Origin of the sequence: Floridaenema fluviatile BLCC-F154 (assembly GCF_041929135.1) — a bacterium.
GTDB classification, from domain to species: domain Bacteria; phylum Cyanobacteriota; class Cyanobacteriia; order Cyanobacteriales; family Aerosakkonemataceae; genus Floridanema; species Floridanema fluviatile.
This window is the reverse complement of record NZ_JBHFNS010000025.1, coordinates 1-22,927: the sequence shown is the minus strand read 5'-3', so window position 1 is coordinate 22,927 and position 22,927 is coordinate 1. Positions and strand designations below refer to the sequence as shown.

Genomic DNA, 22,927 nt, shown 5'->3' with positions numbered 1-22,927 from the left:
GTTGCGCTTCAGCGCGAAAGAAAGGCGCTGAAGCGCAACTACGTACCTTTACATTCTCGGAAATCGATAATAAGTATTGCCGTCATTATCTACTTCGGGAAATGCGGCAAATATTTTCACTTGTTCATCTAAATATTGTTTAGCTAACTGCGGTTCAACTCTAGCGGTTGCTGATAATTGAATCAAGGAAACACAACTATCCTTATCTTCCAATAACCGATAAAAAGCATTAGTTAATCTTTGTTGTTTACTCTTAGATTCTGCCGCTTTAAAGATGACAAAACCTGTGATTCCCATCAGAGACATTACCAGGAAATATTCGAGAACTGCCATAATTTAAGCACCTGTGTTTTCAGTAGATAAAAGGAATGATTTTTTTAGTTTTTCGTTGATATGCTTGATAGCGATCGCCAAACTTCTCCACCAACATTTTTTCTTCTATATTAATTCTATTTCCTAACCAAATTGTACAACTAACTACAGTCAACACTAGGCTAACAAAGCTTTGCAGAATCGTGCAATATCCAATTAGGAGTAAAACATAGCTAAGATATACGGGATGTCGCACTTGACGGTAAATACCAGTAGTGATTAATTGATGATTTGGTTTAATGGTAATGCGATCGAACAAACCCTTCAGCGTGCGAATCGCCAACTGATTTATAATTATCGCTAATACCACAATTATCATACCAATCACCTGCAAAAAAGTTTCAGTTTTTGACAACCGAGAAAAATTATAAATTGCCCACCAATGGATCGCAAGAAAAGCAATAAATTGTCCTGCCAAAATTACCAAACCCGCAGACTCTTTAAACTGAGCATCTTCCTGAGTTTTACTTAATTTACCATAGCGCCAAACCCGCCAAACATTCCCGGAAAAAAACAGCAAATAACCGCACAATAAAAAAATAACTTGCCATTTTTGAATTACGCCAAACACAACTGCTGGTAACGCAATTAAAATGGCAAGAAAGACAAAGACTACGAACAATAACTTTATAGCTGAGTCAAGATTGCTCATAGCAAAACAGATGATAATTGGTCAAAAGTTGAAAATTTTAAAGGATAAAAGCTTACCCTTTTTGTTTGGTGATTACCAACTATCTTAACTAGGTTGAACTAAATTTTCCGCCCCTTTAATCACTGTTGCCGATTCAATTTTGTCACCTTGTTTCAGCTTTCCTAAAACATCTTTACCTTCAGTAACAAAACCGAAAATGCTATAGCGACCATCTAACAAATTTAAACCAGCAGGTGTTAATTCAGGTTCAAATAAGAAGAAGAAAAACTGAGAAGAACCGCCATTAACTTCTGATTCTGGTCTAGCCATTGCCACAGCACCGTAAGCGGAGAAAGGTAGCACAGGCAAATCGCGATAACGTCCAGCTTGTTCTAGAGTAATGCCATAAGTGGGAGCTTCATCACCCTGGACTAAAATTTCTAGGGGAATAGCTCGATATTCGTTGGTTTTAGGGTCAATAAAACCTTGTTCTTTACCCGGTGGATCTCCAGTTTGCAAAACGTAAGATTCTTCAGCGCGAGTAAATGGTAAACCGTTGTAAAAACCACGTTGTACTAAATCGACAAAATTACCAGCGGTAACAGGAGCACTGTAGCCGTCAAGTACTAAGATAAGATCGCCTTTTTCCGTGGTCATTTTTACGGTAGCACGACCTTTGAGTTGAGGTAAATTGCTGTATTGAGCAGGCACTTCAAAGGGAAATTCCCCTACCATGTACTCTTCTAATTCCCCAACTAAATTTAGGACATTAGAACTTTGGTCCAACAATTCTGGCTTACTTTTAGCTTCAGCGGCAGCTTTGAGGGAATCTAGACTTTCGCTAATTTGACTAATCAAAGCTTCAGCTTGGGGTTTTTGGTCATCTGGGACACTAGCTAAAAGATCGGATTGACGATCGCCAACGATTCTAGCAGCCTTCTTGAGATCGCCATTAATCGCACCCCAACGCTTCCGGCGCAACTGTTGGGAAATATCTTCCAAACTTTCTTGCAAATCTCTCACTTGCTGATTATCGATCGGCAAAGAATACCGCAACAGCGCCTTACCATCAGTAATAGCATTACCCTGCGGTAAGCGACTCACGCCAGCAGCACAAAGACCAACAGACAGGGTAACTAACAGTAACGCCAAGAAGCCAGTTTTTAGCCAGCCTTTCAGCACATTCAGAACCCGAAGACTCAAACCAGACATAATTATATTTCTGATATCGTCACAATTTTAGATTTTCCCACAATGGGGGACTAATGATAGGGGATTGGGTACTGGGTACTGGGTACTGGGTAAGTTTTGAGTTAAGAAAAAGTTTAAGTTAAAGAATTTCCCCCAGTCCCCCAGTCCCCCAGTCCCCAGTACCTAGTCCCCAGTCCCCTAGTCCCCAGTACCTAGTCCCCAGTCCCCTAGTCCCCAGTACCTAGTCCCCAGTACCTAGTCCCCAGTACCCAATCACCCGTCCCCCAAGAGAGGTACAATTAATAGTCCCGATTGTTCTGCCCAGGAAAAAAGGTTCATGATTTCGAGTAACGACTTTCGACCCGGTGTATCAATTGAATTAGATGGAGGCGTATGGAAGGTTGTAGAATTCCTTCATGTTAAACCGGGAAAAGGTTCAGCTTTTGTGCGGACAAAGCTGAAAAATGTCCAAACTGGTGGCGTGGTGGAACGGACTTTCCGTGCTGGGGAAACTGTGCCCCAAGCTAATTTGGAAAAGAGTACCATGCAGCATACCTATAAAGAAGGTGAAGACTACGTTTTTATGGATATGGAAAGTTACGAAGAGTCTCGGCTTTCAGCTGCACAAATTGGCGATCGCGTAAAATACCTGAAAGAAGGTATGGAAGTGAACGTCATTCGTTGGAATACTCAGGTAATCGATGTAGAATTACCGAATACAGTTGTGTTGGAAGTAACACAAACCGATCCCGGTGTCAAGGGAGATACGGCGACAGGTGGTACTAAACCTGCAATTGTCGAAACTGGTGCTCAGGTAATGGTTCCTCTGTTTATTTCGATCGGGGAACGGATTAAAATTGACACCCGTAACGATTCTTACTTAGGTCGAGAAAATTAAGTCGAGTAAGTCGAGAATAATTAGTTTGGGAGTTTGGATTTTTTCGTTAATCCAAAATCCGAATTGATTTACCCAAAACAAACTTAACGGGGCTAAATAAACTGTGGAATTGGATTTTAATGAACTCCGTGAGCTATTGACAGTTTTTAGTCAAACCGATATTGCGGAGTTGACGCTGAAAAGTGCTGATTTTGAGCTAACGATGCGGAAAAGCATCGGTATCAGCGTTTCTCAGGTGTCTGAGCCGAATCAGGTGCTAGCATCCCCGCAAATGATGCCAACCGTCACCACCGGGATGCCAAGCCCAACTCAAGAAACGGCAAGTGGTGGGGCGAGTGAGGCGGCAACAGCTGTGCCAGCCTCACCAGCTGCTTCTGTACCAATGGATGCTAAATGGGTGACAGTAAATTCACCGATGGTGGGGACGTTCTACCGTTCTCCGGCTCCAGGGGAAGCAGCTTTTGTGGAAGTTGGCGATCGGATTCGGACTGGGCAAACAGTCTGTATTATTGAAGCAATGAAGTTGATGAATGAGATTGAAGCGGAAGTTTCCGGGCAGGTGATGCAAATTTTGGTAGAAAACGGAGAACCTGTAGAATATGGTCAACCACTAATTCGGATTAATCCTGATGGTTGAAGCATTGTCCATTTTTTAAGAGACTAGCAATACCCTTTCTGGGTAGCAATGTCAACGGTTTTAGAGATTCGATTTAGGTTTAACCCCTGTAATTTAAAATCAGCAATCCCAAATCCAAAATCGGCAATCTAAAATCTAAAATGGGTCAATGTATTGTCATAAAAAAAAGAACTGGTAAAATCTGGGGATCAGTCCCTCCCATGTAGTTCAATGAAACAAGCGCAACCTGTATCACAAGAAGTTGTGCAACAAGTAGCTGAATACTTCAGCATTTTAAGTGAGCCCATGCGTCTGCGGCTCTTAAATTTACTTCGCGACGGCGAAAAGTGTGTCCAAGAGTTGGTGGAAGCAACCCAAACTAGTCAGGCTAATGTCTCGAAGCATCTGAAAGTGATGCTCCAAGCTGGCATTTTGAGCCGTCGCAGTGAGGGAACTTCCGCTTATTACAAGGTTGAAGATGAGTTAATTTTCGATCTGTGTAACTTAGTGTGCGATCGCTTAGCAACTCGGATCGAACAACAAGCTCGTCACTTCCGCGACTTTAGCTTAGCTAGTAAAGAATGAGGAACAGGAGAATTTTTGATTGGGGGTTTTAGATTTTTCGATTGTCAATTCAATTTGTAATTTCAAATCTTGAATCGGAAATTCTCCCCTGTTTCCTTGTTAACTGAAAATTTGGCACTTTGAGCAAGTAATTGTCAGCCTTTTTAGAGAGGAAAGTCTTTCTGAAAACTTTCTCTAGTCATCGGTTGAGTAATTTCTAAACCTTCTCCACCTAAAATTTCTAAGGGTTTTCCATCGACGGAGAGGAAAACTTTTGCTTGGGGATTTAAACTAGTAGCAGTGTAAATCACTTGCCCTAAGCGCCCAGTCATCGAAGCCGTACCACCACCGGAAGTAAATTCTGAGGATAAATCAACGGTAATTGCGTCTTTGTCTACTTTAATACTTCGCAGTGTGGTTCCTTGAGGAATAGTAGAAGTGGGTTGGTTTGCCGCAGTATTACTATTTGATTGAGCTAACAAACGGTTAAAAGTTTGTTCTAAAACAGCTTGTTCGTTTGTCGCTTTTTGCTCAATAGTAATTGGACGAGCTACTAGCTGGAATTTACCGTTTCTATCTTCTAATAAGTAAATTTCGGCTTTGGTTGTTGCGGTTTCAGCTTTGGTTGTTGGGGTTTGTGCTTCTGGTTTTGGGGTGACGACAGCGGTGTTAGGTTGCGTAGGTTGTGTAGGTTGCGTAGGTTGCGTAGTCGGAACGGTAGTTTCGGTAGGGTTAGGATTACAACTGGTTAAAACTATTCCGCTACTCACAGTTAAAAGTAGAATTGCGATCGCTCCCTTCGCGCCCAGAGAAAGCCGAAAAATTGCTTGGCGCTGTTTCATAAATTTAGTTTACTCCTTTGGTTCTACTTGCACAAAAGCAGCTATTTCCAATTGCTCTTGATTCAATTCAAGATTTAATATTCTGGCAGTAATTCCCGAATCTTGCAATTTTTTCAAATCCAACTCATCTATAAAGTTTTGCGCTAATGCACCAATCAGAAATTCAGGAATAGTATTTTCATTAATGGAAACTTTGGGGGAAATTAATTCCAACTGATGTCCATTGACTATTCTTAATCCTGATTCAGCAATTACTGCTAATTTTTGGTCTGTGTTAGGTTGTTCGGTTCCAGTTCCTTCTTTTTGCCGTAATTCCACTTGGAAACGCAAGCGATTTTCTGCTAAAAATTCAATGCGAGGATTAATAATTTCGTAACTTTCTATTTGTTGTCCGCCCGCACTTCCCAAAAAGCGACTACTTAATTGCTGTAATTGTTGGGAAATTTTCGGTGATTGCAAAAGGTTATTTACATCTTTTTCAGTTAAGACTAATCGAAATGCGGCTTTTGCTGGTTGGCGCAAAGCTGCTAATGGCGGTACTTTTCCTCCTCTAATTCCTTGCAAGTCTACATTTAAAGGGTCTGTATCTAATTCTAAAACAGCAATTCGGGCTTCTTTTGTTAACCAAAGTCCTCTTCCGGCAACTCTTACTCTTTGTACTTTACCGCCAACTAATTGATAATTGGGAGCGTTATCAATCCGAACTTGTAATTGTTCTACTTTTTCAAATCTTTGGCGAATGGCATTTTCAGCAAAGCGATCGACAAACACGCCCACTGATTCCAATACGCCTAGCAATGTGGATAGAAATATGACAAGAAATAGCATAAAGTTAAAAGAGTTTATGTGTTAATTGTTCGTTGTAAGCACTTTAGTGCTATGCGCCCAAGCGCCTACAACAAACATTCAAGCATTTAAATTGCTGTAACTCAACCGATCGCACTCAAATTTTCACTATTTCTGGATTTTCTCATCTATCCACTGTTTCAAGGTTGTTACTACTCGATCGATCTCTATTTCTTGAGATTGATGAGTCGCCCGTTCGACGATTTCGACTTTACCATCTTTGAGCGATCGCCCGGTGACAATTCGATAAGGAATGCCAATTAAATCGGCATCTTTGAATTTTACCCCAGCCCGTTCGTTGCGGTCATCTAAAATTGTTTCAATTCCCGCTTGATTCAGTTGATTGTAAAGTTTTTCTCCTACTTCCATTTGTTGACTATCTGCGACATTGGGAATAGAAATAATGGCGTGATAAGGTGCGATCGCTACAGGCCAAATTATCCCATCTTTATCGTAAGATTGTTCTACTGCTGCTTGCGCTAATCTCGATACACCCACGCCATAACAACCCATAATTAAAGGTATTTCTTCTCCTTGTTCATTAGTATAGGTTGCGCCCATTGCTTGAGAATATTTTGCTCCTAATTGGAAGATGTGTCCAACTTCAATTCCTCTAGCACTTTTTAAGGTTTCTTTGGGGTTGTGGATTGCGCGATCGCCCGGTCTAGCTTTCCGTACATCAACTACTAATTCTGGTAATTTAAACTCAGAATTCCAGTTAGCCCCAACAACGTGATAACCCGCTTCATTAGACCCAGTAACAAAGTTTTTCAACTCAACAACCGTTCGATCAACTAAGCGCAAAAACTTAGAACTTACCTGTTTATTCGCCGCAATATACTCATCACCAATATCAGGCGAAATATAACCCAAAGGTAAAGTTTTCGCCGCCCATTTCTCTTGAGTTTCGCCATCAGGAACAGTCAGCGATAAAATAGTTTTACCACCATATTTTCCCGCCAATTTAGTCAATTCATTCAATAATTTGACTTCATTAACTTCTCGATCGCCCCGAATATTGACTAATACCAAAACCGTCATTCCATTATCATAAACAGCTTGGTAAAGTACATTTTTTACCACTTGAGTTGGCGAACATTTCAGGAATTTACACAGTTTTTCAATGGTATCAGTTCCCGGAGTTGCCCGTTTTTCAAAACTCGTAAAAGCAGAAGGTTCCGCATCCGCAGGTAAAGAAACAGCTTTTTCTACGTTAGCAGCATACTTGCCATCTTCCGTATATAAAACCTCATCTTCTCCCGCTTCTGCTAATACCATAAACTCTTGAGAACCGGAACCACCAATTGCCCCAGAATCAGCTTGCACTGCGCGAAAACTTAAACCACTTCTTCGCAACATATTGCTGTAAGCTTGGTGCATATCTTGGTAAGTTTTCTGCAAACTTTCCTCATCAGCGTGGAAAGAATAACCATCTTTCATGATGAATTCTCTACCGCGCATTAAACCAAATCTAGGGCGAATTTCATCGCGGAATTTAGTTTGAATTTGGTACAAATGTAGCGGTAATTGTCGATATGAACGAATCATATCTTTAGCAACTGTAGTAATTACTTCTTCATGAGTTGGGCCTAAACCTAATTCGCGCTTTTGCCGATCGACAAGCGCAAACATGATACCCTCAGCTTTAGTATAAGTATCCCATCGACCAGATTCTTTCCACAATTCTGAAGGTTGTAATTGTGGTAATAAACATTCTTGTGCGCCTGTAGCATTCATTTCTTCGCGGACAATTTGCGAAACCTTTTGCAACACGCGCCACATTAAGGGAAGATAAGCATAAATCCCGCTACCGATGCGACGAATATAACCTGCGCGGAGTAATAATTTATGGCTGGGAATTTCTGCTTCGGCTGGATCTTCCCGCAAGGTGACAAATAACATTTGAGAAAGTCGCATCGTCATGTTTCCTTTTCTGACTGAGATGATTGCTTTATAAGTCTAGAACATCACTGGCAAACTGATAGATCTTTTTATGAACCGCAGAGACACAGAGGACACAGAGAGAAGAGATAGAGGAGTTAAGCATAGTTACATTAATTCTGATGTCTAATTTTAGGGAAAACTTTAAACAAATCGAGGCTTAATTCAGGAAAAAAAGGCAAATTAACTGATTCATTTGGCAAACAAATCACTTTTCGTCGATAACCGAAGTTACGTTTTTGATCTTGATATGGTTCACTATAAGATTCTAGATAATTTGCTACTAAGTTAAATATCCAGTAATTAGAAATACCTGCTTCAGCGTAGAGAGTTAATTTCACATCTTGATCGTACTTTAAAGAAGAATCAGCGATTTCGATTAATAGTAATATATCATTGGGACTAGGATGTGCTTCTAAATAATCATCATCTTGATTTCGCGCAATTACTAAATCTGGTTCGGGTTCGTTATTATTAGATATAATAATTGGTTCTTGTCCTCTAATTATTGCCTGTTCTTGAATTAAGTTGAATAACTCTCGATACAAGCGAGTGTTACAAACAGAGTGAGTTGTATTTTTTGCTGCCATTTGTATGATTTCTCCGCGAACTAATTCTACTCGGTCATTCTCACTAAAAAATCCGAGTTCGGTTAAGCGGTGATATTCTTCAATTGTGAATTTTTTGGCTTTAGTTGCAGTCATTTTCTTTTAGATTTTAAAACAGATAAGTTTGCTTACTCAAATATTTTAGTACACTTGTGTTTAGATTTTAAGCTGTTAATTGCGATCGCACTCCTCCACCAATTCCAGAAATGCGATCGCCAACTTAACAAACTTTACCAAATAAACGGAATAAGTCTGGGGGTCGATCGCTTATACTCTTCATATTCTGGATACTTCACTACCATTTGCTGTTCTTTTTGCAGCATTCTTTGGATGTAAAGAATTGCGATCGATAACGGAACCAAATAAGCCCAAATTGCACCAGCAACCACACTAAAACTGAGATATCTGAGCAGATCTCCAAAGTAATTAATATTGCGGGAAAATCGCCAAATATTATCCTTCACTAATCCCGCTTCAAATTGCTTCGCCGTCATTTTTTGCACGTCAGCACTAGCATTAATCAAACTGCCAAAAATGTACAAAGGCAAAGCTATAGCTACTGTTGTCAATGCGATCGGCGTTGGATTTGTGAAAGCAAAATACCCCGGCATTGCATAAAAAACTCCCACAATTGCAGTAATCGAAATAAATCCTATGGCATTAACTGGTTCATTAAAAAACAGCCGTCTTTGTGGAAAAAACCACTGTTCTAATAGCCACCAAGTACAATAACTAATATGCAAACATAAATAAATTACTTGGCGGAAATCATGCACTCCAAAAACCACAGCACAACCAATCAAACAAAGACTAGTTAACACTTTGGCTGTGTTAATTGCGGTCATTTGTGTTACTTTAGAGGTAACTAATTTCTCTGTATTTTCCATTGTTTCTGATATTAAATGAGGATTATTTTCCTAATTTAGTTGATTTTTCAAGAGTAACTAAACTCAACTTTTCTCTGTCCCACTACCTCTGGTGAATTGGCAACTAAACGCAAGTCATCACAATAAACTGTTAACCAAGGTTGACCTAAGTTTAAGCTAGCAAAAGGACTTTCTGTAGGTATTTGCAATTTACCACTAACTAATCCCATCCGAGAGGCAAATTCACCTTTAAATAACAAAAGATCGGAAACAGAAGAACTGAAACTTGGTAAAGCTAAAGAAAGGGGTAACGCCAAACTAGGTTTAGTGTAAGTAAGACTACAAAGTTCTTGATTTCCTTGTCTTACCGTTACACTAGACTCTTTTCCTGATAACCAAGTAAATTCTGCTAATTCTTTTGGTAATCCCCAAATTTCTCTTCCACCAGCTACAGAGTCAGAATTATCTACATAAATGTGGGAAATCCACGCACCAAATTTCCCTGCATAACTTACCATTCCAGCAACTACGATTAACTCGCTATATTCCAAAACTGAACCGAATTTATAAGAGGATAAATAAACACCTCCAATGGTTTTTCCGGGCCAAATTGAAACTATTTCTAATTCTTGAGGAATTAAGGGACGCGATCGCTCAATATCCACCAACTGAACAGTTTGCACGGCAAAACCTTTTAATGTCCAAGGTGCATTCGGATAACTCATCTCTGTTGCTCCTTCTAATCGATTTTTTCACTCAATCTATCTTCAGAAATTGTTAGTCAGAAGTATCTTTAGAAGTAATTTCCTAAAGTGAGTAAATTGCTGGCATAATTTTCAACCTGAAACTAAAAAAGCATTGGGAAAACGAGTTTTAATCCTCGATAAATACCTTTGTGCGGTTGCTCGATCGCTAGCATTACCAGCTTGCACAAAAGTTCCCGTTTGTCCATTAATATTTACAGAACAGCGAATTGCATCACCTAATTGCGATCGCACAAAATTAAAACTCCCCACACCTGACACTCGTACTACAAAATGACCCGGTAACGGACTAGGACAAATCGGTAAGCTATTTTGTGCTTTCGCTTCCTGAAATGGCGCAAGAGAAAGCAAGCTAAATCCCAGCATCATGAGAATTTTTTTCATTCTTCATCATTTAACTAATGTTTTACTTTCTAACTTAAGACAGAGCCTAATTACTTCAATTATTTTTACATTATGTAATAGCTCTTTACATAAATTCATAGTTTTTGGGAGTTTTCAAGATGCAAGACACCACCCAAGTCACACCAATCGCCGATCCTCAAGAACGCAATGCCTGGAAAACAGGTTTTACTCCCCAAGCAGAAATTTGGAATGGCCGTTTAGCAATGCTGGGCTTCGCAGCCGCAGTATTAATTGAACTGTTTTCCCACAGAGGAGTTCTCCATTTTTGGGGCTTGATGTAAGGGCAGAAGGCAGAAAGCAGAAGGCAGAAGGGGAAAAGTTTTGAGTTGTAGGGGCGGGGCGGGTTTAGCAGACAATTTAGTAATCACAGCAGAAAAATTAACAACAAAACCCGCCCCTACTATTCCCCTTGTCCTCCCTGCCCCCCATCTCCCCACCTCCCCAATGCCGATCGTTGCTTTTTTGCCCAGCATCAGTTACATTAATTTACAGGACTTAATAAAACTTCATTTACGGAGTTGAGACTATGCAAGGTGAAAATCGCAACGATGTCAAACTCGGCTTTACACCCCAAGCTGAAAATTGGAATGGTCGGTTAGCAATGATTGGTTTTATTGCTGCCTTAATTACTGAGCTAGTTTCCGGTCAAGGTGTTCTGCACTTCTTAGGTTTAATGTAATTTGTCTATTCTTTTACCTCTGACAATCTGAAACGAACAGTTTATAGGGAGTTGAACAAGCTCCCTATTTTTTTGGCATAAACAAAAGCTCCAATAGCGATCGCCACTGGAACCTAATAAAAGTATGGGTAGCTTTTTGCTAACGAATATATTCTTTAAGAATGCTATTGCGATTAGGATGACGTAGCTTCCGCAAAGCCTTAGCTTCAATTTGGCGAATTCTTTCGCGAGTTACGTTGAAAATTTGCCCAATTTCTTCAAGAGTTTTCATTCTGCCATCATCCAAACCATAACGCAGACGTAAAACATCCCGTTCTCTGGGACTGAGAGTATCTAAAACACTTTCCAAATCTTCACGAAGTAAATTCTTAGAAACTTGGTCTTCGGGAGTTTCGCCATCCGACTCAATAAAATCTCCCAGTCGAGAATCTTCTTCTTTACCAATGGGAGTTTCTAGAGAAATTGGCAACTGAGCAGATTTAGCAATGAATCGCAGCTTCTCGATGGTCATTTCCATGCGAGTAGCAATCTCCTCTTCTGTAGGTTTGCGACCCATTTCTTGCGACAGCAGTTTGGTGGTTTTCTTAATTCGAGAAATCGTTTCGTACAAATGAACAGGTAAACGAATGGTACGAGATTGATCGGCAATCGCTCTAGTTATTGCCTGACGAATCCACCAAGTCGCATAAGTAGAAAACTTATAACCTTTTTCGTGATCGAATTTTTCCGCTGCCCGGATTAAACCTAAGCTACCTTCCTGAATTAAATCTTGGAAAGACAGCCCGCGATTCATGTATTTTTTGGCGATCGAAACTACTAAACGGAGGTTGGACTGCACCATTTTGTCCTTCGCACGTCGCCCCAAATGGAGGCGATGACGGAACGCAGGCAACTGCATATCTACCGCTGCCGCCCATTCTCGATCGTGGGGGTCGCGTTCTAACTGGTCACAAAGACTCTCTCGAATCCGCTCCAATTCCAACAAATCAGCAATTTTTCTTGCCAATTCAATTTCTTCATCCGCCCGTAACAGTCTAATTCGACCAATCTCTTGCAAATACAGGCGAATTGAGTCTTCTGTATAATGCTTTTTCTTAGTTTGCGCTCGACGACGGTTAGAGCGTACCTTACCAGGCTTTCCATCGTCTTCTTCAGGGGACACATCTTCAAAATCGTCTTGATCCGCTTCTTCCACTTCTTCCGCGAAGAATGCAAGTTCTTCAAGTGAGGGGGGTTGCAGGTTTTCAAGTACGTTGTTAGCCTGGGTCATGCCGCGTTCCTCATGCTCCTTTGGGTTAACAAAATCAACAACTAGACATCATGATGCAATTAATCTCCCAACATATTAACCAGTAAAAGAGCAAATAAGCATTAAAAGCTTAATTCTTAAAGTAACTGGTTGTGGGAAAAACACTGTGCTTCGCAATTAGAACTTAAAAGTTAAATGGAAGCATAAGTGACTGAATTTCTGGTTGGGTCTTGTCAAGATCTTTACGATTGTAGCCTTTCTCACAAAAATTGCCAGCAGTTTTTGTATTTATCTATGCAGTTTTTCGATGTCTCCATTCAACTGGAAAATTACTGAGAATTTATTGCTGCATCGGCTTTTGCCCAAAGATGCTTCTCATCGAAAATATTCTGCAAGTTAGGAGATAATTTGACCTGCTTTCTTGCTGGAAAGAGAGTTCAGGTGAACTTTCCCCACAAAATTTTAGACAATAGGCTAGAGGATAACCAATCGGTTTTTGTCCTCAGAGTTGCGAATAAGCCTACGTAAAGTATTGCACCCATTTTCAGCTAGTTTAATTGAACTAATTTGCTAGTTACTGTTGCCATTGGTCATGTTAGACGATTTTGCTGAATCTTGTGGTTTTTCGGATTATTTGGTCGCTGATGATTCCTGATTTTAAGTGGAATCTGGTTTAACGAGTTTTTCGTCTTACCTTAGTTTAGCGACCAAATATAGTACTCACAAAAGCTTAGTACCGCAGTAGTGACTCTAGATGTACTGGCATCGTTAAATTTGAGTCACTCCGAACTCTGTTGATATTCAAAGTACTAAGTTTCAGCCGTAGTAGTCTTGACAAATGGCTAAACTATATACTCTGTCATTCTAATGAACTCAGATGTCAAATGACAGCTAGTAGGGTAGATAAATTTACCAGAACTTTACATTTCGACCATCGTACCCGCTCCCTTTGTAAATATTCCTTAACAAAGGAACTGAGTTAAACTGCTTGACTTAGTTGCCAAAGCTGCTCCACTGTAACAAAGTTAAAGCCTCGCTGAAGCAAATTTTTCACAATTAGGTCTGTAGTTTGAGCCACATCAGCGCCGCCAAACATTCCATCATGTAACACAATCAGGGAACCATTGCGAACTTGAGATAATACTCTTTGTGCTACAACAGCTATCCCAGGCAGTAACCAATCTTCTGGTACTACACTCCACATTACCGGGCGATAACTCCAACTTTGTAAAGATTTCAAAATCTGTGGTGTAAAAACTCCATTGGGAGGGCGAACATCTCTAACATGAGTTTGTACGTAGTCCAAATCTAACTTACAAGCTTGCGCGATCGCTAACTGCGTCTTTACCAAATTCTGCTTTAAAATTGGCGCAGTAAAACTAGTAAACATCTGGTGATTATATCCATGTAAACCTACCCAGTGTCCTCGCTGATAAACCGCCTTCGCTACCTCTGGCGACCTTTCCACACAAACACCCAACCAGAAAAAACTAGCAGGAATATCATATTTATCTAAAACTTTCAATAGCTGAGGCGTATGTTGAGGATGAGGACCATCATCAAAAGTTAAAGCCACAATCGGTTCTTTAACCCTTGCCGACCACAGACAATAGGGAAAAGTAGGTTGGAGAATGCGATATAAAATCGGATAAACGGGAGCTAGCTGCATTAAACAAGATGAAATAACACCTAAGCTTAAATTAGCAAGAAAAATTATAGTTTTGGAGACTGGGGATTAGGGACTGGGGACTGGGGAGATGGGGGAAGTTCCTTAATTTACATCAACAACTCTCCCCTGCCCCTCTCCCCCTCTGCACCTCTGCCTTTACCTGATGGCGTTTCACATTCACTGGCATTGAGAAAGGATTGGTAGCTTCACCCAAGCTGGGATGATTTTCTAATAATCTTAAACCGTCGAGAATGGCATCGCGAACTATTGTTTCTTCTTCTCGATGCAACATCAGGCGAAAGTAATCAGCAACCCAGATTTTATGGGTAGAATCAAATCGGTTGACGGAACTGGTTAAATAGCGAACGGCGATTAAACGTTTTAGCGGGTCAGCATCAGTTAAGTCTGCTAGCATTTGGTCAAGCTTGGATTGATTGGGTATATTTTGCTTGTCGAGAATTTGCCAAACCAGCAATCCTAAGATTGCTAAAGTTGCTAGAGATTGCAGCAGTATACCAAGTGTAATCCAAGAACTTTGGGTATCAGTACCGATCGCGATCGCCAAATAACTACACAGCGTAGCAAATCCACCACTAACTACCGCTACTGCCAACTGACGATTCGCACCTGTAACTAATTGGCGCAAATTTGACCAATAAGATTGCCAATTGCCCGATTGTAGCCGATAAACTGACCACATCGTTACCACGCCGATGCTAGTCGCCAGGAACAAATTCCTGTTACTAAATATAATCGTCATCGCCGCAATCGAACCTAACAGCCAGTATCTCGAACTCCGGGACTGTTTCCTAGATAAAGATTTAAACGTTCTACTTTGGAACTCCAGAAGCGAGGAGTTCGGGAGTTGATTAACTACTTCTTGCCACCAAGAGGAAGCCTGTGCCACCTTGCTTACCTGCTAGATAATAAATTTCTGCTGATGTGGAGAATCAGTTCACACCAATAATAGAAACAATACCATCTATTAGGAAATTTTCACCTACAGCTGAAACTTAAAGTCATCGAGGATAAACTGACCGTCGAAAGCACAGTAGGTAACGCGATAGATGTCTGCTCCGGTAACAGTAAGTAAAATATTTGGTGAAAGTGTAGAATCAGAACCAGCTAAATTGGGTTCAGAAATCTCCACTTCTTTAACCGTTTGATTATCTTGGTTATAAGCCGTTAATACCAACTTCTGAGAAGTAGTGACAAAAGCACTCACAGACTTAACCGGGTGGTGAAATACAGCTTCTAACCAGCCATTCTTGGGTGCTCCCATTAATACTGTATTACCAGAGTGCGGTGGAAAAGCTGGATTAGAGGGACGAATAGCTATACAATTATTAAATGTAACTCCCCATTTCTGGAATTGGCGATCGACAACCTCAAAACACACCAAATCTTCAAAATTTAGATCGACCTGAGCCGGAGTTGTCAGAATGCAATCCGGTACAAATGTTTCTTGATACCTCTCAGCATGAGCAACATGAATTGGTGTATCAGTCTTTTCATCTACAAGCAGTTCTATTGCTGCTGATATTGTCAACTCACCCCGTTCAAGATCAGATTCTTTGACCATGACGCTATTTAATGTCATTTTGTTCTACCTAACTGAGTAATGAATCAATAAGTTGAATTTGGCGCTGTTAACCCAGATGTGAGACTGTTGGGGAATTTATAAATAATTCAATTAGCACTAATTACAGTCAATAAGTTTTTTTTATTTACTGCTGATTTTAGTCGATGCTAATTTCCTTCCACTTTTGTACATAAGAATTTGAGAAAACCCTAACAAACCTACACATAAATTATTTCTTGGTTTCCCACTTCAGATTTCTGAGATCGGGCAGAGGATCTTTAATCCTTCATTGTTTAGATTATCACGAAATTAAAGTTTCACCTATTATTGCTCAATATAGGCAATAATAGGTAAATCTCTTTTGCTCCAAGCATTTAGCACCTCTGATTTCCCCTAGTTTGCCGAAATATTTTACAAAAAATTTACAGAAACTTAGTTCCCAGGCTATTTTCTTTAAAAACTTTTATCGCTAGTCAGGAATAAATATAAGCTTAGGGGTTGCTATTGCGATCGCAAAAATTCTACCATAGCAGAAAATTTCAATCATTAATGTTTGTAGTAGTGACTTCAGTCTTTTCTGGCTTTAGCAGAAGGACTGAAGTCCTGATGACAAACTAACTTAACTGAGAGCTTTTTCTAAAATTAGTTTGGAACGTTTTACTGGTTCGGGAACGGTGACTGGATAATCCCCAGTAAAGCAAGCAGAACAGAAATTATTGGGGTTTTCTCCGGTAGCTTTGAGCATTCCTTGCCAGCTAAGATAAGCTAACGAATCAACCTCAATTTGTTTAGCAATTTCTGCCACTGATTTAGTAGCAGCAATCAATTGGTCTTGATTGTCTGTATCAATGCCATAAAAGCAAGGGTGAGTTACTGGAGGCGAAGAAATTCTCATGTGAACTTCAGTTGCGCCAGCATCTCTTAAAGCTTTAACTATTTTCCGGCTAGTAGTTCCACGAACAATGGAATCATCAACAATGATTACTCGCTTACCAAACAAAACATCTTTCAGGGGATTGAGTTTCATCCGAATTCCTGTTTCCCGCATTTTTTGGGTTGGTTGAATGAAGGTGCGACCTACGTAGCGATTTTTAATCAAACCTTCCGCATAAGGAATTCCTGAAGCTTGGGAAAAACCAATAGCAGCGGGAACGCCAGAGTCTGGTACTCCAATGACAATATCTGCATCTACGGTTGATTCTGCTGCCAAAATTCTACCAATCCGCATCCGATAGCTGTACAATGTTTCACCGGACATGATGCTATCTGGTCGGGCAAAGTAAATCATTTCAAAGATACAAAGCTTTGGTTGAGGTTGTTTTGTCCAGTGGAAGGATGCCAAACCTGCTTCTGTAATCCAAACTAATTCTCCTGGTTCTACGTCGCGCAAATATTCTGCGCCAATAATGTCTAATCCGCAGGTTTCTGAGGAAAGAACGTAGCGAACTGGGTCAGTTGGCAAAGTGCCAATTACTAAGGGGCGAATGCCGTTAGGGTCGCGGACTCCCATGATTCCGTCTGGGGTACCCACTACTAAGCTAAATGCTCCTTGGCAACTATGAAAAGCCCGGATTGCAGCTTCTAACCAATCGTGTCCTTCGTTGACTTCTTCAGCGATCGCATGAGCGATCATTTCCGAGTCAGTTGTGGTAAGTAAGTTACAGTCCCGTTTTAGTAATTCTTCCCGTAAGACTGTTGTATTGACAAGATTACCATTATGTGCTAAAGCCAGCTTTCCTAAACGAGTATCCACTAATGCTGGTTGAGCATTGACAACCCGACTAGAACCTGTAGTAGAGTAGCGAGTGTGACCGACGGCTAAAGTACCAGTCAGTTCGTGCAAAATTGTTTCACTGAAGACTTGAGAAACCAACCCCATCTCTTTATGTAGATGTACTTTTTCGCCATCAAAAGTGGCAATTCCTGCTGACTCTTGTCCTCGGTGTTGTAAAGCGTACAGCCCGAAATATGTCAGTTTGGCAACATCTTCTTCTGGGGCGTAAATCCCAAAAACGCCACAAGCTTCTTCGGGCTTATCCGGGCGAGTTTGATTGATGTCAGCAGCATACTCTTCAGAGTCTAGGGAATGGTTGGGAATCATGCTAAGGTTTGGCTCCTAAGTTTGAGATACAGAATCAGATAGAGGTTATGAAAGCGAAAAAATTAACGAGAATTAACCTAACTTAATATCTTCTTAACAATAGCATTGTTAAATAGTATTGTTAAAAGGCGATCGCGTTAGTGCAAAAAGGCTCGAAGGCAGAAGGCAGAAGGCAGAAGGCAGAAGGCAGAAGGCAGAAGGCAGAAGGCAGAAGGCAGAAGGCAGAAGGCAGAAGGCAGAAGGCAGAAGAGGCAAAAAAACTTATTAACTCAAAACTCAAAACTTCCCCTTGCCCACCATTTCCCCATCTCCCCAGATACTAAGGGCAATTCTGCCGGAAATTTCCCCGTTAATTTGGTTAACACATAGTTTTTTTGGTAGTTTCACACTTGTAAGAATCAGACAAGAAAAGACTTGTGCGAGTTTAGTAGAACTAGCGAACAGTGAACTAAACTGCTAAACGACGTTCAATTGCGTGGGAATAGCGATCGCCTGCCACTGTCATGCTAACGTCGATTAATAGTGCATTGTCAGCCGTGAAAACCCGTAAATTAGAATTGGTATTTCCGACGTTGCCGATTTTCTGCCAATAGTTAGCTAGTTGCTCCTGTAAATAGGATTCCCAAACTTCTGCTTGATCTTGCACTACCGAGACTAAAATTCTCGCGCCACCTTCACCAAACAAGAGATTATCCCAACGCTGAGTTGGCGTTGCAGAAACACCTAAATTAATTTGGGCACCCAACTTACCGCTGATGCAAGCTTCCGCCAAAGCAACAGCTAAACCTCCCTCAGCACAATCATGAGCCGAACGAACCCAACCTCGACGAATACCTTCTCGACAAGCAGCTTGCACAATACGTTCTAAATCATAATCTATTTCCGGTGGTTTTCCCGCAACAATCCCGTGAATCGTCGCTAAATATTCCGAAGCACCCAGAACGATTTGCGATTTTGGATTTGCGATTTTCGATTCTATTGGTAAACCCAAAAGATAGATAACATCGCCTTCACTTTGCCAACTTTGACCGCAAACTTTAGTAAGATCGGGAATTATTCCCACCATGCCAATCACCGGAGTTGGGTAAATTGGTTGAGGATTTCCTTCACTGTCGAGAGTTTCATTATAAAGAGAAACATTTCCCCCAGTCACAGGCGTATTAAACTCTCCGCAAGCTTCCGAAATTCCTCGACAAGCTTCTGCTAATTGCCAATAACCCACAGGTTTTTCAGGACTACCAAAATTCAGATTATCAGTAACAGCAACAGGTTCTGCACCAACGCAACTTAAATTTCTCGCAGCTTCCGCAACAACTGCTTTTGCACCTTCATAAGGATTAAGGTAAACATAACGGGAATTACAATCAACTGTTGCCGCCACACCTTTATTTAAAACCGCCGGATTTACCTCACCTTCCAAAGGACGAACCCTAACAACTGCGGCATCTGCACCACCAGGGAACAAAACAGTATTATTCTGAACTTGATGATCGTATTGACGATAAACCCAACGTTTTGAAGCAATAGAAGGAGTATCCAACAAAGTCAGAAGGATGTCATTCCAAGTTTGCAACTTGCCGGAAACTTCAATTCCTTGACTTGTACAAACAGGGAGAGAATCTGGACTCCATTCCCAAGCTTTTCTGACATATTCTGGTGGTTCAGGTAACAATTCCCGGTGATAAATTGGCGTATTATCTGCCAAAGCTGTCGCCGGAATTTCCGCAGCAACTTTTCCTTGAAACAGAATTCTCACAATAGATTCTGCGATAACTGTTCCAGCAACAACTGCTTGTAAACCCCAACGATGGAAGATATCGATTAATTCTTGTTCCCTACCTTTGTGAGCAACAAATAACATTCTTTCTTGGGATTCAGATAATAGATATTCGTAGGGAACCATACCAGTTTCGCGGACGGGAATTTTATCTAAATCTAATTCAATTCCTACTCCACCTTTAGCTGCCATTTCGGAAGTTGAACAAGTAATCCCTGCTGCACCCATATCTTGTGCGGCGACAACTGCGCCTGTTTTGAATGCTTCTAAACAAGCTTCAATTAAAGATTTTTCCATAAATGGGTCGCCTACTTGCACGGCTGGTCTGTCATCCATTGAAGCGTCACTCAGTTCCGCACTAGCAAAACTCGCGCCACCCATGCCATCCCGTCCAGTGGTAGAACCAACATATAACACGGGATTGCCAATGCCGTTTGCACCAGATTTAACAATTTCGGGAGTTTCCATTAATCCCATTGCCATTGCATTAACTAAGGGATTTCCCGAATAAGCAGGGTCAAAATAAACTTCGCCACCGATGGTGGGTACTCCCACCGAGTTCCCGTAGTTTGCTATTCCTGCGACTACGCCGCTAAATATTCTCCGAGTTCTGGCATCTTCCAAGGAACCGAAGCGGAGGGAGTTTAACACAGCAATGGGACGCGCACCCATTGTAAAGATATCACGGAGAATGCCGCCAACGCCTGTGGCTGCGCCTTGGAATGGTTCGACGGCGGAGGGGTGGTTGTGGGATTCGATTTTAAAGGCTAGTCTTTGTCCGTCGCCTAAGTCTACTACTCCGGCGTTTTCTCCGGGGCCAACTAGGATGCGATCGCCACTTGTGGGAAACTGTTTAAGTAGGGGTCGAGAATTTTTGTAACAACAATGTTCTGACCACATGACACCAAACATTCCTAACTCTGCTTTGTTAGGATGGCGACCAAGACGGTTAACGATTTCTTGGTATTCTTCGGGTTTTAGACCTTCGGCGGCGATTTCTTCGGGAGAAAAGGGAGTGTTAATAGACATGGAATCTTGCACAGTAGGCACAGGAGTTAATTTTAGCGATTGATTGCCGGAATTAGTCGTTTGAATCAGAAAGTTTTTAGCATTTTTTGACTTATCTTTAGAGAATTTTGCTATTTAAGTCAGTTTATCTTTTTTTATGCAACATTTTGAAAATTTTAGTAAAAAATTCCGATAATCGTAAGTTTATTCTGTAGAATAGTCTAGGTTTTTCTGGCCTAAGTGTGATGTTTACTCTTCGCAATCTGATTAATCGTAGAGTTCTTGCTGGCATCGTGGCATCAGTGCTAACGGTATCTGTAGGATTGATTGTCAAGTCTAATTTGCCAACAGAAGCGCGTTCTAGGGTTTATAATACTGAACGAATAAGTCAGCGATCGTTAACTAAGCAGAAACACCGCAAAAATTATCGCGTTTCTGCTACTAAAAGGACTAATGCAGGAGTAAAGAAAGCGCAGTTAAAGAAGAAACCTGTAATTGCGAATAATCGATTAAAAAATCGATCGGCAAATCCACGAACACAAACCGCTAATAGAAGAAGAAGTAGAATAGGTAGCAATTATTCAACTCCGGTAACTAATAGATTTGGTGCAACAGGAAGAAGACCTTCATCTACAAGATGGCGAGCGGAAATTAAAAGAAGATATGGAATTGGTAATCATCCAACTCCTGTGACTAATAGATTTAACAGATTTGCTAGTTCTGGACGCAAATTTGCCAGTGAACCTTGGCGTGCGGCAATTAAAAGAAACTACGATATTCCAAGTTCTTCAACTCCAGTAACTAATAGATTTGGTGCAACTGGAAGAAGACCTTCAAGCGAGTTATGGAGAGCAGAAATTAAACGAAGATATGGAATTGGAAATGCGCTTAGACAACCTGTAAATGAGCAAAGATAAATTTAGGTTGGGTGATGTTTGTTGGTTATTCGTTGGCGATCGCTAAAACTTCTTTGTATAGTGCTTGACTAATGCGTTTACCTTGCATTATCAAGGCATCTAATACATCCTTCACGTTAGGAATTAAACCTTGTTGTTTGGCAAGTATAAGTGTACCTACTGTTCCTGTTACAGGCAGATTTCGAGATTCTGCTACTCGTCTGGCTGGGAAATCATCTAATAATAAACGATCTGCATTTAACTCTTGAGCCAAAATTATAGCAGCACATTCTCCTAAACCAAGTTTTGTAGTGATTCTGAGTTCTAAAAGCTTTTGGCTATCGCTAATTGAACGTACCTGAATCCACTTAGCTAATGGTACTTCTATTGCTGCTGGATGAGTTCCTGTAGTTACTTCTTGGTACACCTCTTCAGGAAGAATAACTTGTCCGAATACATCGCGCAGTAAATTCATTTGTCCCACTTTTGCCAGTTCACTTAAGGGTGTGGTGTCTGCAATAACAATCACTTCTTATATTTCTCCAACATCAGAAGAGTTTCCGCTACCTCACGTTCTAACTCTTCTCTAGTTTGATCTGGAAATGGTGAGATGTCATACTTGCTCATTAAGTCGATCAGTTCCACGCGAGGAATACTTAGCATTTCTGCTGCGCGTCCGCTGCTGATCTCATGATGCCGTAATAATGTCATTATGTAGGCTTCTTTTGCTTTTTTTTCTGCTTCTAATCTGACTGCTTCAGGTATTTGTGAAATCTCTAAATTGAATTTTACTTCTGTTTCCATTGTTTTCTCGTTAGTTAGGTTTCTTGTAAGACGTTGTGTATTAGTTCTGCTGCTAGTTCTAGCTTATCGCGATCGGTCAAAGCTTCCAGGTCAATGGTAACGACTGACTTGCGTTTGGGGATAGGTGCAGATGGCAGTGCTGTAGGTAATTGTAAGCTTTCGTAGAAATAATCAATTGTTTTGCCGTATATCCCTGCAAATGCAGTTAACGAACCCTTTCTGCGTCTACTTTGCGTTTCCCGTAATCAGGAAATGTCAAAGCGATCGCATTTGAATTTATTACTCGATGAAAAGTGCGATCGCGTCAGCGTGCCGTAGGCATATCGCTCACTTATAAATCCTCCTAATCATCCTTCTTGAAAATTCCCAGAAGATGCTTGTGCTACTCGCCTCACTGCTTCAACATCCAAGCTTAATCTTTCTGCTATTTCTGAAACACTCAAACCTAACTGCAATAATAGGGGAACTGTCTCTAACTTGCCTTCTTCTTTACCTTCTTCCTTTGCTTCTTGATAAAACCTAGTTTGCTTTAAATCGCTTAATCCAAACATAGTTTCTAACTCCTGACGACTTAACGCGGTAAACTTGTAAACTAATACGCTCTCAATCAATTCTAGA

The 22,927-nt window shown here is 40.8% G+C and carries 26 protein-coding genes and 1 pseudogene; 8 read left to right on the top strand and 19 right to left on the bottom strand.

Annotation, left to right across the window (positions count from 1 at the left end):
- Window positions 1-48: 48 nt before the first annotated feature.
- From ACE1B6_RS06170 to ACE1B6_RS06160, 3 genes are all read right to left on the bottom strand, one after another.
- Window positions 49-333: a hypothetical protein gene (locus ACE1B6_RS06170; RefSeq protein ID WP_413256368.1), complete on the bottom strand. Its 285-nt coding sequence runs from the start codon at window positions 331-333 to the stop codon at window positions 49-51.
- Window positions 334-352: 19 nt separating this feature from the next.
- Window positions 353-1,024: a methyltransferase family protein gene (locus ACE1B6_RS06165; protein ID WP_413256367.1), complete on the bottom strand. Its 672-nt coding sequence runs from the start codon at window positions 1,022-1,024 to the stop codon at window positions 353-355.
- Window positions 1,025-1,108: 84 nt separating this feature from the next.
- Window positions 1,109-2,215: a peptidylprolyl isomerase gene (locus ACE1B6_RS06160; protein WP_413256366.1), complete on the bottom strand. Its 1,107-nt coding sequence runs from the start codon at window positions 2,213-2,215 to the stop codon at window positions 1,109-1,111.
- A gap of 316 nt (window positions 2,216-2,531) precedes the next feature.
- On the opposite strand from ACE1B6_RS06160, the gene efp reads away from it, so the two are divergent.
- The 3 genes from efp (at window position 2,532) to ACE1B6_RS06145 (ending at window position 4,293) form a co-directional block, all read left to right on the top strand.
- The gene (gene efp, locus ACE1B6_RS06155) at window positions 2,532-3,092 is read left to right on the top strand and encodes an elongation factor P (protein ID WP_413256365.1); all 561 of its coding nucleotides are present in this window, start codon (window positions 2,532-2,534) and stop codon (window positions 3,090-3,092) included.
- Window positions 3,093-3,195: 103 nt separating this feature from the next.
- Complete coding sequence (gene accB / locus ACE1B6_RS06150; protein WP_413256364.1) at window positions 3,196-3,729, top strand: acetyl-CoA carboxylase biotin carboxyl carrier protein; 534 nt, start codon at window positions 3,196-3,198, stop codon at window positions 3,727-3,729.
- A gap of 210 nt (window positions 3,730-3,939) precedes the next feature.
- Window positions 3,940-4,293 (top strand): ArsR/SmtB family transcription factor, encoded by a 354-nt coding sequence (locus ACE1B6_RS06145; protein ID WP_073592543.1) that lies wholly within the window; start codon window positions 3,940-3,942, stop codon window positions 4,291-4,293.
- Between the two features lie 143 nt (window positions 4,294-4,436).
- Here ACE1B6_RS06145 and ACE1B6_RS06140 read toward each other — a convergent pair whose 3' ends face one another.
- The 7 genes from ACE1B6_RS06140 to ACE1B6_RS06110 all read right to left on the bottom strand — a co-directional run bounded on the left by ACE1B6_RS06140 (window position 4,437) and on the right by ACE1B6_RS06110 (window position 10,523).
- On the bottom strand, window positions 4,437-5,114 hold the full coding sequence (locus ACE1B6_RS06140; RefSeq protein ID WP_413256363.1) for a GerMN domain-containing protein: 678 nt from the start codon (window positions 5,112-5,114) through the stop codon (window positions 4,437-4,439).
- A 9-nt stretch (window positions 5,115-5,123) separates the two neighbouring features.
- Window positions 5,124-5,942: an LmeA family phospholipid-binding protein gene (locus tag ACE1B6_RS06135; RefSeq protein WP_413256362.1), complete on the bottom strand. Its 819-nt coding sequence runs from the start codon at window positions 5,940-5,942 to the stop codon at window positions 5,124-5,126.
- Window positions 5,943-6,068: 126 nt separating this feature from the next.
- On the bottom strand, window positions 6,069-7,877 hold the full coding sequence (gene proS, locus ACE1B6_RS06130) for a proline--tRNA ligase (protein ID WP_413256369.1): 1,809 nt from the start codon (window positions 7,875-7,877) through the stop codon (window positions 6,069-6,071).
- Between the two features lie 137 nt (window positions 7,878-8,014).
- Window positions 8,015-8,605, bottom strand: a complete 591-nt coding sequence (locus ACE1B6_RS06125) for a Uma2 family endonuclease (RefSeq protein ID WP_413256361.1) — start codon at window positions 8,603-8,605, stop codon at window positions 8,015-8,017.
- A gap of 134 nt (window positions 8,606-8,739) precedes the next feature.
- Window positions 8,740-9,396, bottom strand: coding sequence for a DUF1295 domain-containing protein (locus ACE1B6_RS06120; RefSeq protein ID WP_413256360.1), 657 nt, complete (start codon window positions 9,394-9,396; stop codon window positions 8,740-8,742).
- Between the two features lie 47 nt (window positions 9,397-9,443).
- Entirely contained in the window at window positions 9,444-10,100 is a 657-nt protein-coding gene (locus ACE1B6_RS06115) for an acetoacetate decarboxylase family protein (protein WP_413256359.1), read from the bottom strand.
- Window positions 10,101-10,211: 111 nt separating this feature from the next.
- Window positions 10,212-10,523 (bottom strand): SPOR domain-containing protein, encoded by a 312-nt coding sequence (locus ACE1B6_RS06110; protein WP_413256358.1) that lies wholly within the window; start codon window positions 10,521-10,523, stop codon window positions 10,212-10,214.
- A gap of 119 nt (window positions 10,524-10,642) precedes the next feature.
- Here ACE1B6_RS06110 and ACE1B6_RS06105 point away from each other — a divergent pair, with 119 nt between their 5' ends.
- Together ACE1B6_RS06105 and ACE1B6_RS06100 are read left to right on the top strand one after the other, a co-directional pair.
- Window positions 10,643-10,825 carry a chlorophyll a/b-binding protein gene (locus ACE1B6_RS06105; RefSeq protein ID WP_413256357.1) on the top strand — a complete coding sequence of 61 codons (183 nt, stop codon included), beginning with the start codon at window positions 10,643-10,645 and terminating at the stop codon, window positions 10,823-10,825.
- A gap of 245 nt (window positions 10,826-11,070) precedes the next feature.
- Window positions 11,071-11,223, top strand: coding sequence for a chlorophyll a/b-binding protein (locus tag ACE1B6_RS06100; RefSeq protein WP_413256356.1), 153 nt, complete (start codon window positions 11,071-11,073; stop codon window positions 11,221-11,223).
- A gap of 139 nt (window positions 11,224-11,362) precedes the next feature.
- Here ACE1B6_RS06100 and rpoD read toward each other — a convergent pair whose 3' ends face one another.
- The 5 genes from rpoD to purF form a co-directional block, all read right to left on the bottom strand.
- Entirely contained in the window at window positions 11,363-12,493 is a 1,131-nt protein-coding gene (gene rpoD, locus ACE1B6_RS06095) for an RNA polymerase sigma factor RpoD (protein ID WP_413256355.1), read from the bottom strand.
- 958 nt (window positions 12,494-13,451) lie between these two features.
- Window positions 13,452-14,141 carry a polysaccharide deacetylase family protein gene (locus tag ACE1B6_RS06090; protein WP_413256354.1) on the bottom strand — a complete coding sequence of 230 codons (690 nt, stop codon included), beginning with the start codon at window positions 14,139-14,141 and terminating at the stop codon, window positions 13,452-13,454.
- Between the two features lie 112 nt (window positions 14,142-14,253).
- Window positions 14,254-15,048 (bottom strand): hypothetical protein, encoded by a 795-nt coding sequence (locus tag ACE1B6_RS06085; protein WP_413256353.1) that lies wholly within the window; start codon window positions 15,046-15,048, stop codon window positions 14,254-14,256.
- A gap of 93 nt (window positions 15,049-15,141) precedes the next feature.
- Window positions 15,142-15,741 carry a hypothetical protein gene (locus tag ACE1B6_RS06080; RefSeq protein ID WP_413256352.1) on the bottom strand — a complete coding sequence of 200 codons (600 nt, stop codon included), beginning with the start codon at window positions 15,739-15,741 and terminating at the stop codon, window positions 15,142-15,144.
- Window positions 15,742-16,342: 601 nt separating this feature from the next.
- Window positions 16,343-17,824: an amidophosphoribosyltransferase gene (purF, locus tag ACE1B6_RS06075; protein WP_413256351.1), complete on the bottom strand. Its 1,482-nt coding sequence runs from the start codon at window positions 17,822-17,824 to the stop codon at window positions 16,343-16,345.
- Window positions 17,825-17,942: 118 nt separating this feature from the next.
- Between purF and ACE1B6_RS06070 the strand changes: the two genes are divergently transcribed.
- Window positions 17,943-18,092: a hypothetical protein gene (locus ACE1B6_RS06070; protein ID WP_413256350.1), complete on the top strand. Its 150-nt coding sequence runs from the start codon at window positions 17,943-17,945 to the stop codon at window positions 18,090-18,092.
- A 180-nt stretch (window positions 18,093-18,272) separates the two neighbouring features.
- Here the strand turns inward: ACE1B6_RS06070 and purL are convergent, their stop codons facing one another.
- Window positions 18,273-20,630, bottom strand: coding sequence for a phosphoribosylformylglycinamidine synthase subunit PurL (gene purL, locus ACE1B6_RS06065; RefSeq protein WP_413256349.1), 2,358 nt, complete (start codon window positions 20,628-20,630; stop codon window positions 18,273-18,275).
- A 224-nt stretch (window positions 20,631-20,854) separates the two neighbouring features.
- Between purL and ACE1B6_RS06060 the strand changes: the two genes are divergently transcribed.
- Entirely contained in the window at window positions 20,855-21,526 is a 672-nt protein-coding gene (locus tag ACE1B6_RS06060; protein ID WP_413256348.1) for a hypothetical protein, read from the top strand.
- Window positions 21,527-21,551: 25 nt separating this feature from the next.
- Here the strand turns inward: ACE1B6_RS06060 and ACE1B6_RS06055 are convergent, their stop codons facing one another.
- Both ACE1B6_RS06055 and ACE1B6_RS06050 read right to left on the bottom strand, forming a co-directional pair.
- Window positions 21,552-22,034 (bottom strand): DUF3368 domain-containing protein, encoded by a 483-nt coding sequence (locus ACE1B6_RS06055; protein ID WP_413256347.1) that lies wholly within the window; start codon window positions 22,032-22,034, stop codon window positions 21,552-21,554.
- Window positions 22,031-22,309: a UPF0175 family protein gene (locus ACE1B6_RS06050; protein WP_413256346.1), complete on the bottom strand. Its 279-nt coding sequence runs from the start codon at window positions 22,307-22,309 to the stop codon at window positions 22,031-22,033. Before ACE1B6_RS06050 ends, ACE1B6_RS06055 begins: the two co-directional genes overlap by 4 nt.
- A gap of 180 nt (window positions 22,310-22,489) precedes the next feature.
- On the opposite strand from ACE1B6_RS06050, the gene ACE1B6_RS06045 reads away from it, so the two are divergent.
- On the top strand, window positions 22,490-22,627 hold the full coding sequence (locus ACE1B6_RS06045) for a hypothetical protein (RefSeq protein ID WP_413256345.1): 138 nt from the start codon (window positions 22,490-22,492) through the stop codon (window positions 22,625-22,627).
- A gap of 29 nt (window positions 22,628-22,656) precedes the next feature.
- Here the strand turns inward: ACE1B6_RS06045 and ACE1B6_RS06040 are convergent.
- Window positions 22,657-22,927: pseudogene (locus ACE1B6_RS06040) on the bottom strand (Rpn family recombination-promoting nuclease/putative transposase); the annotation flags it as partial.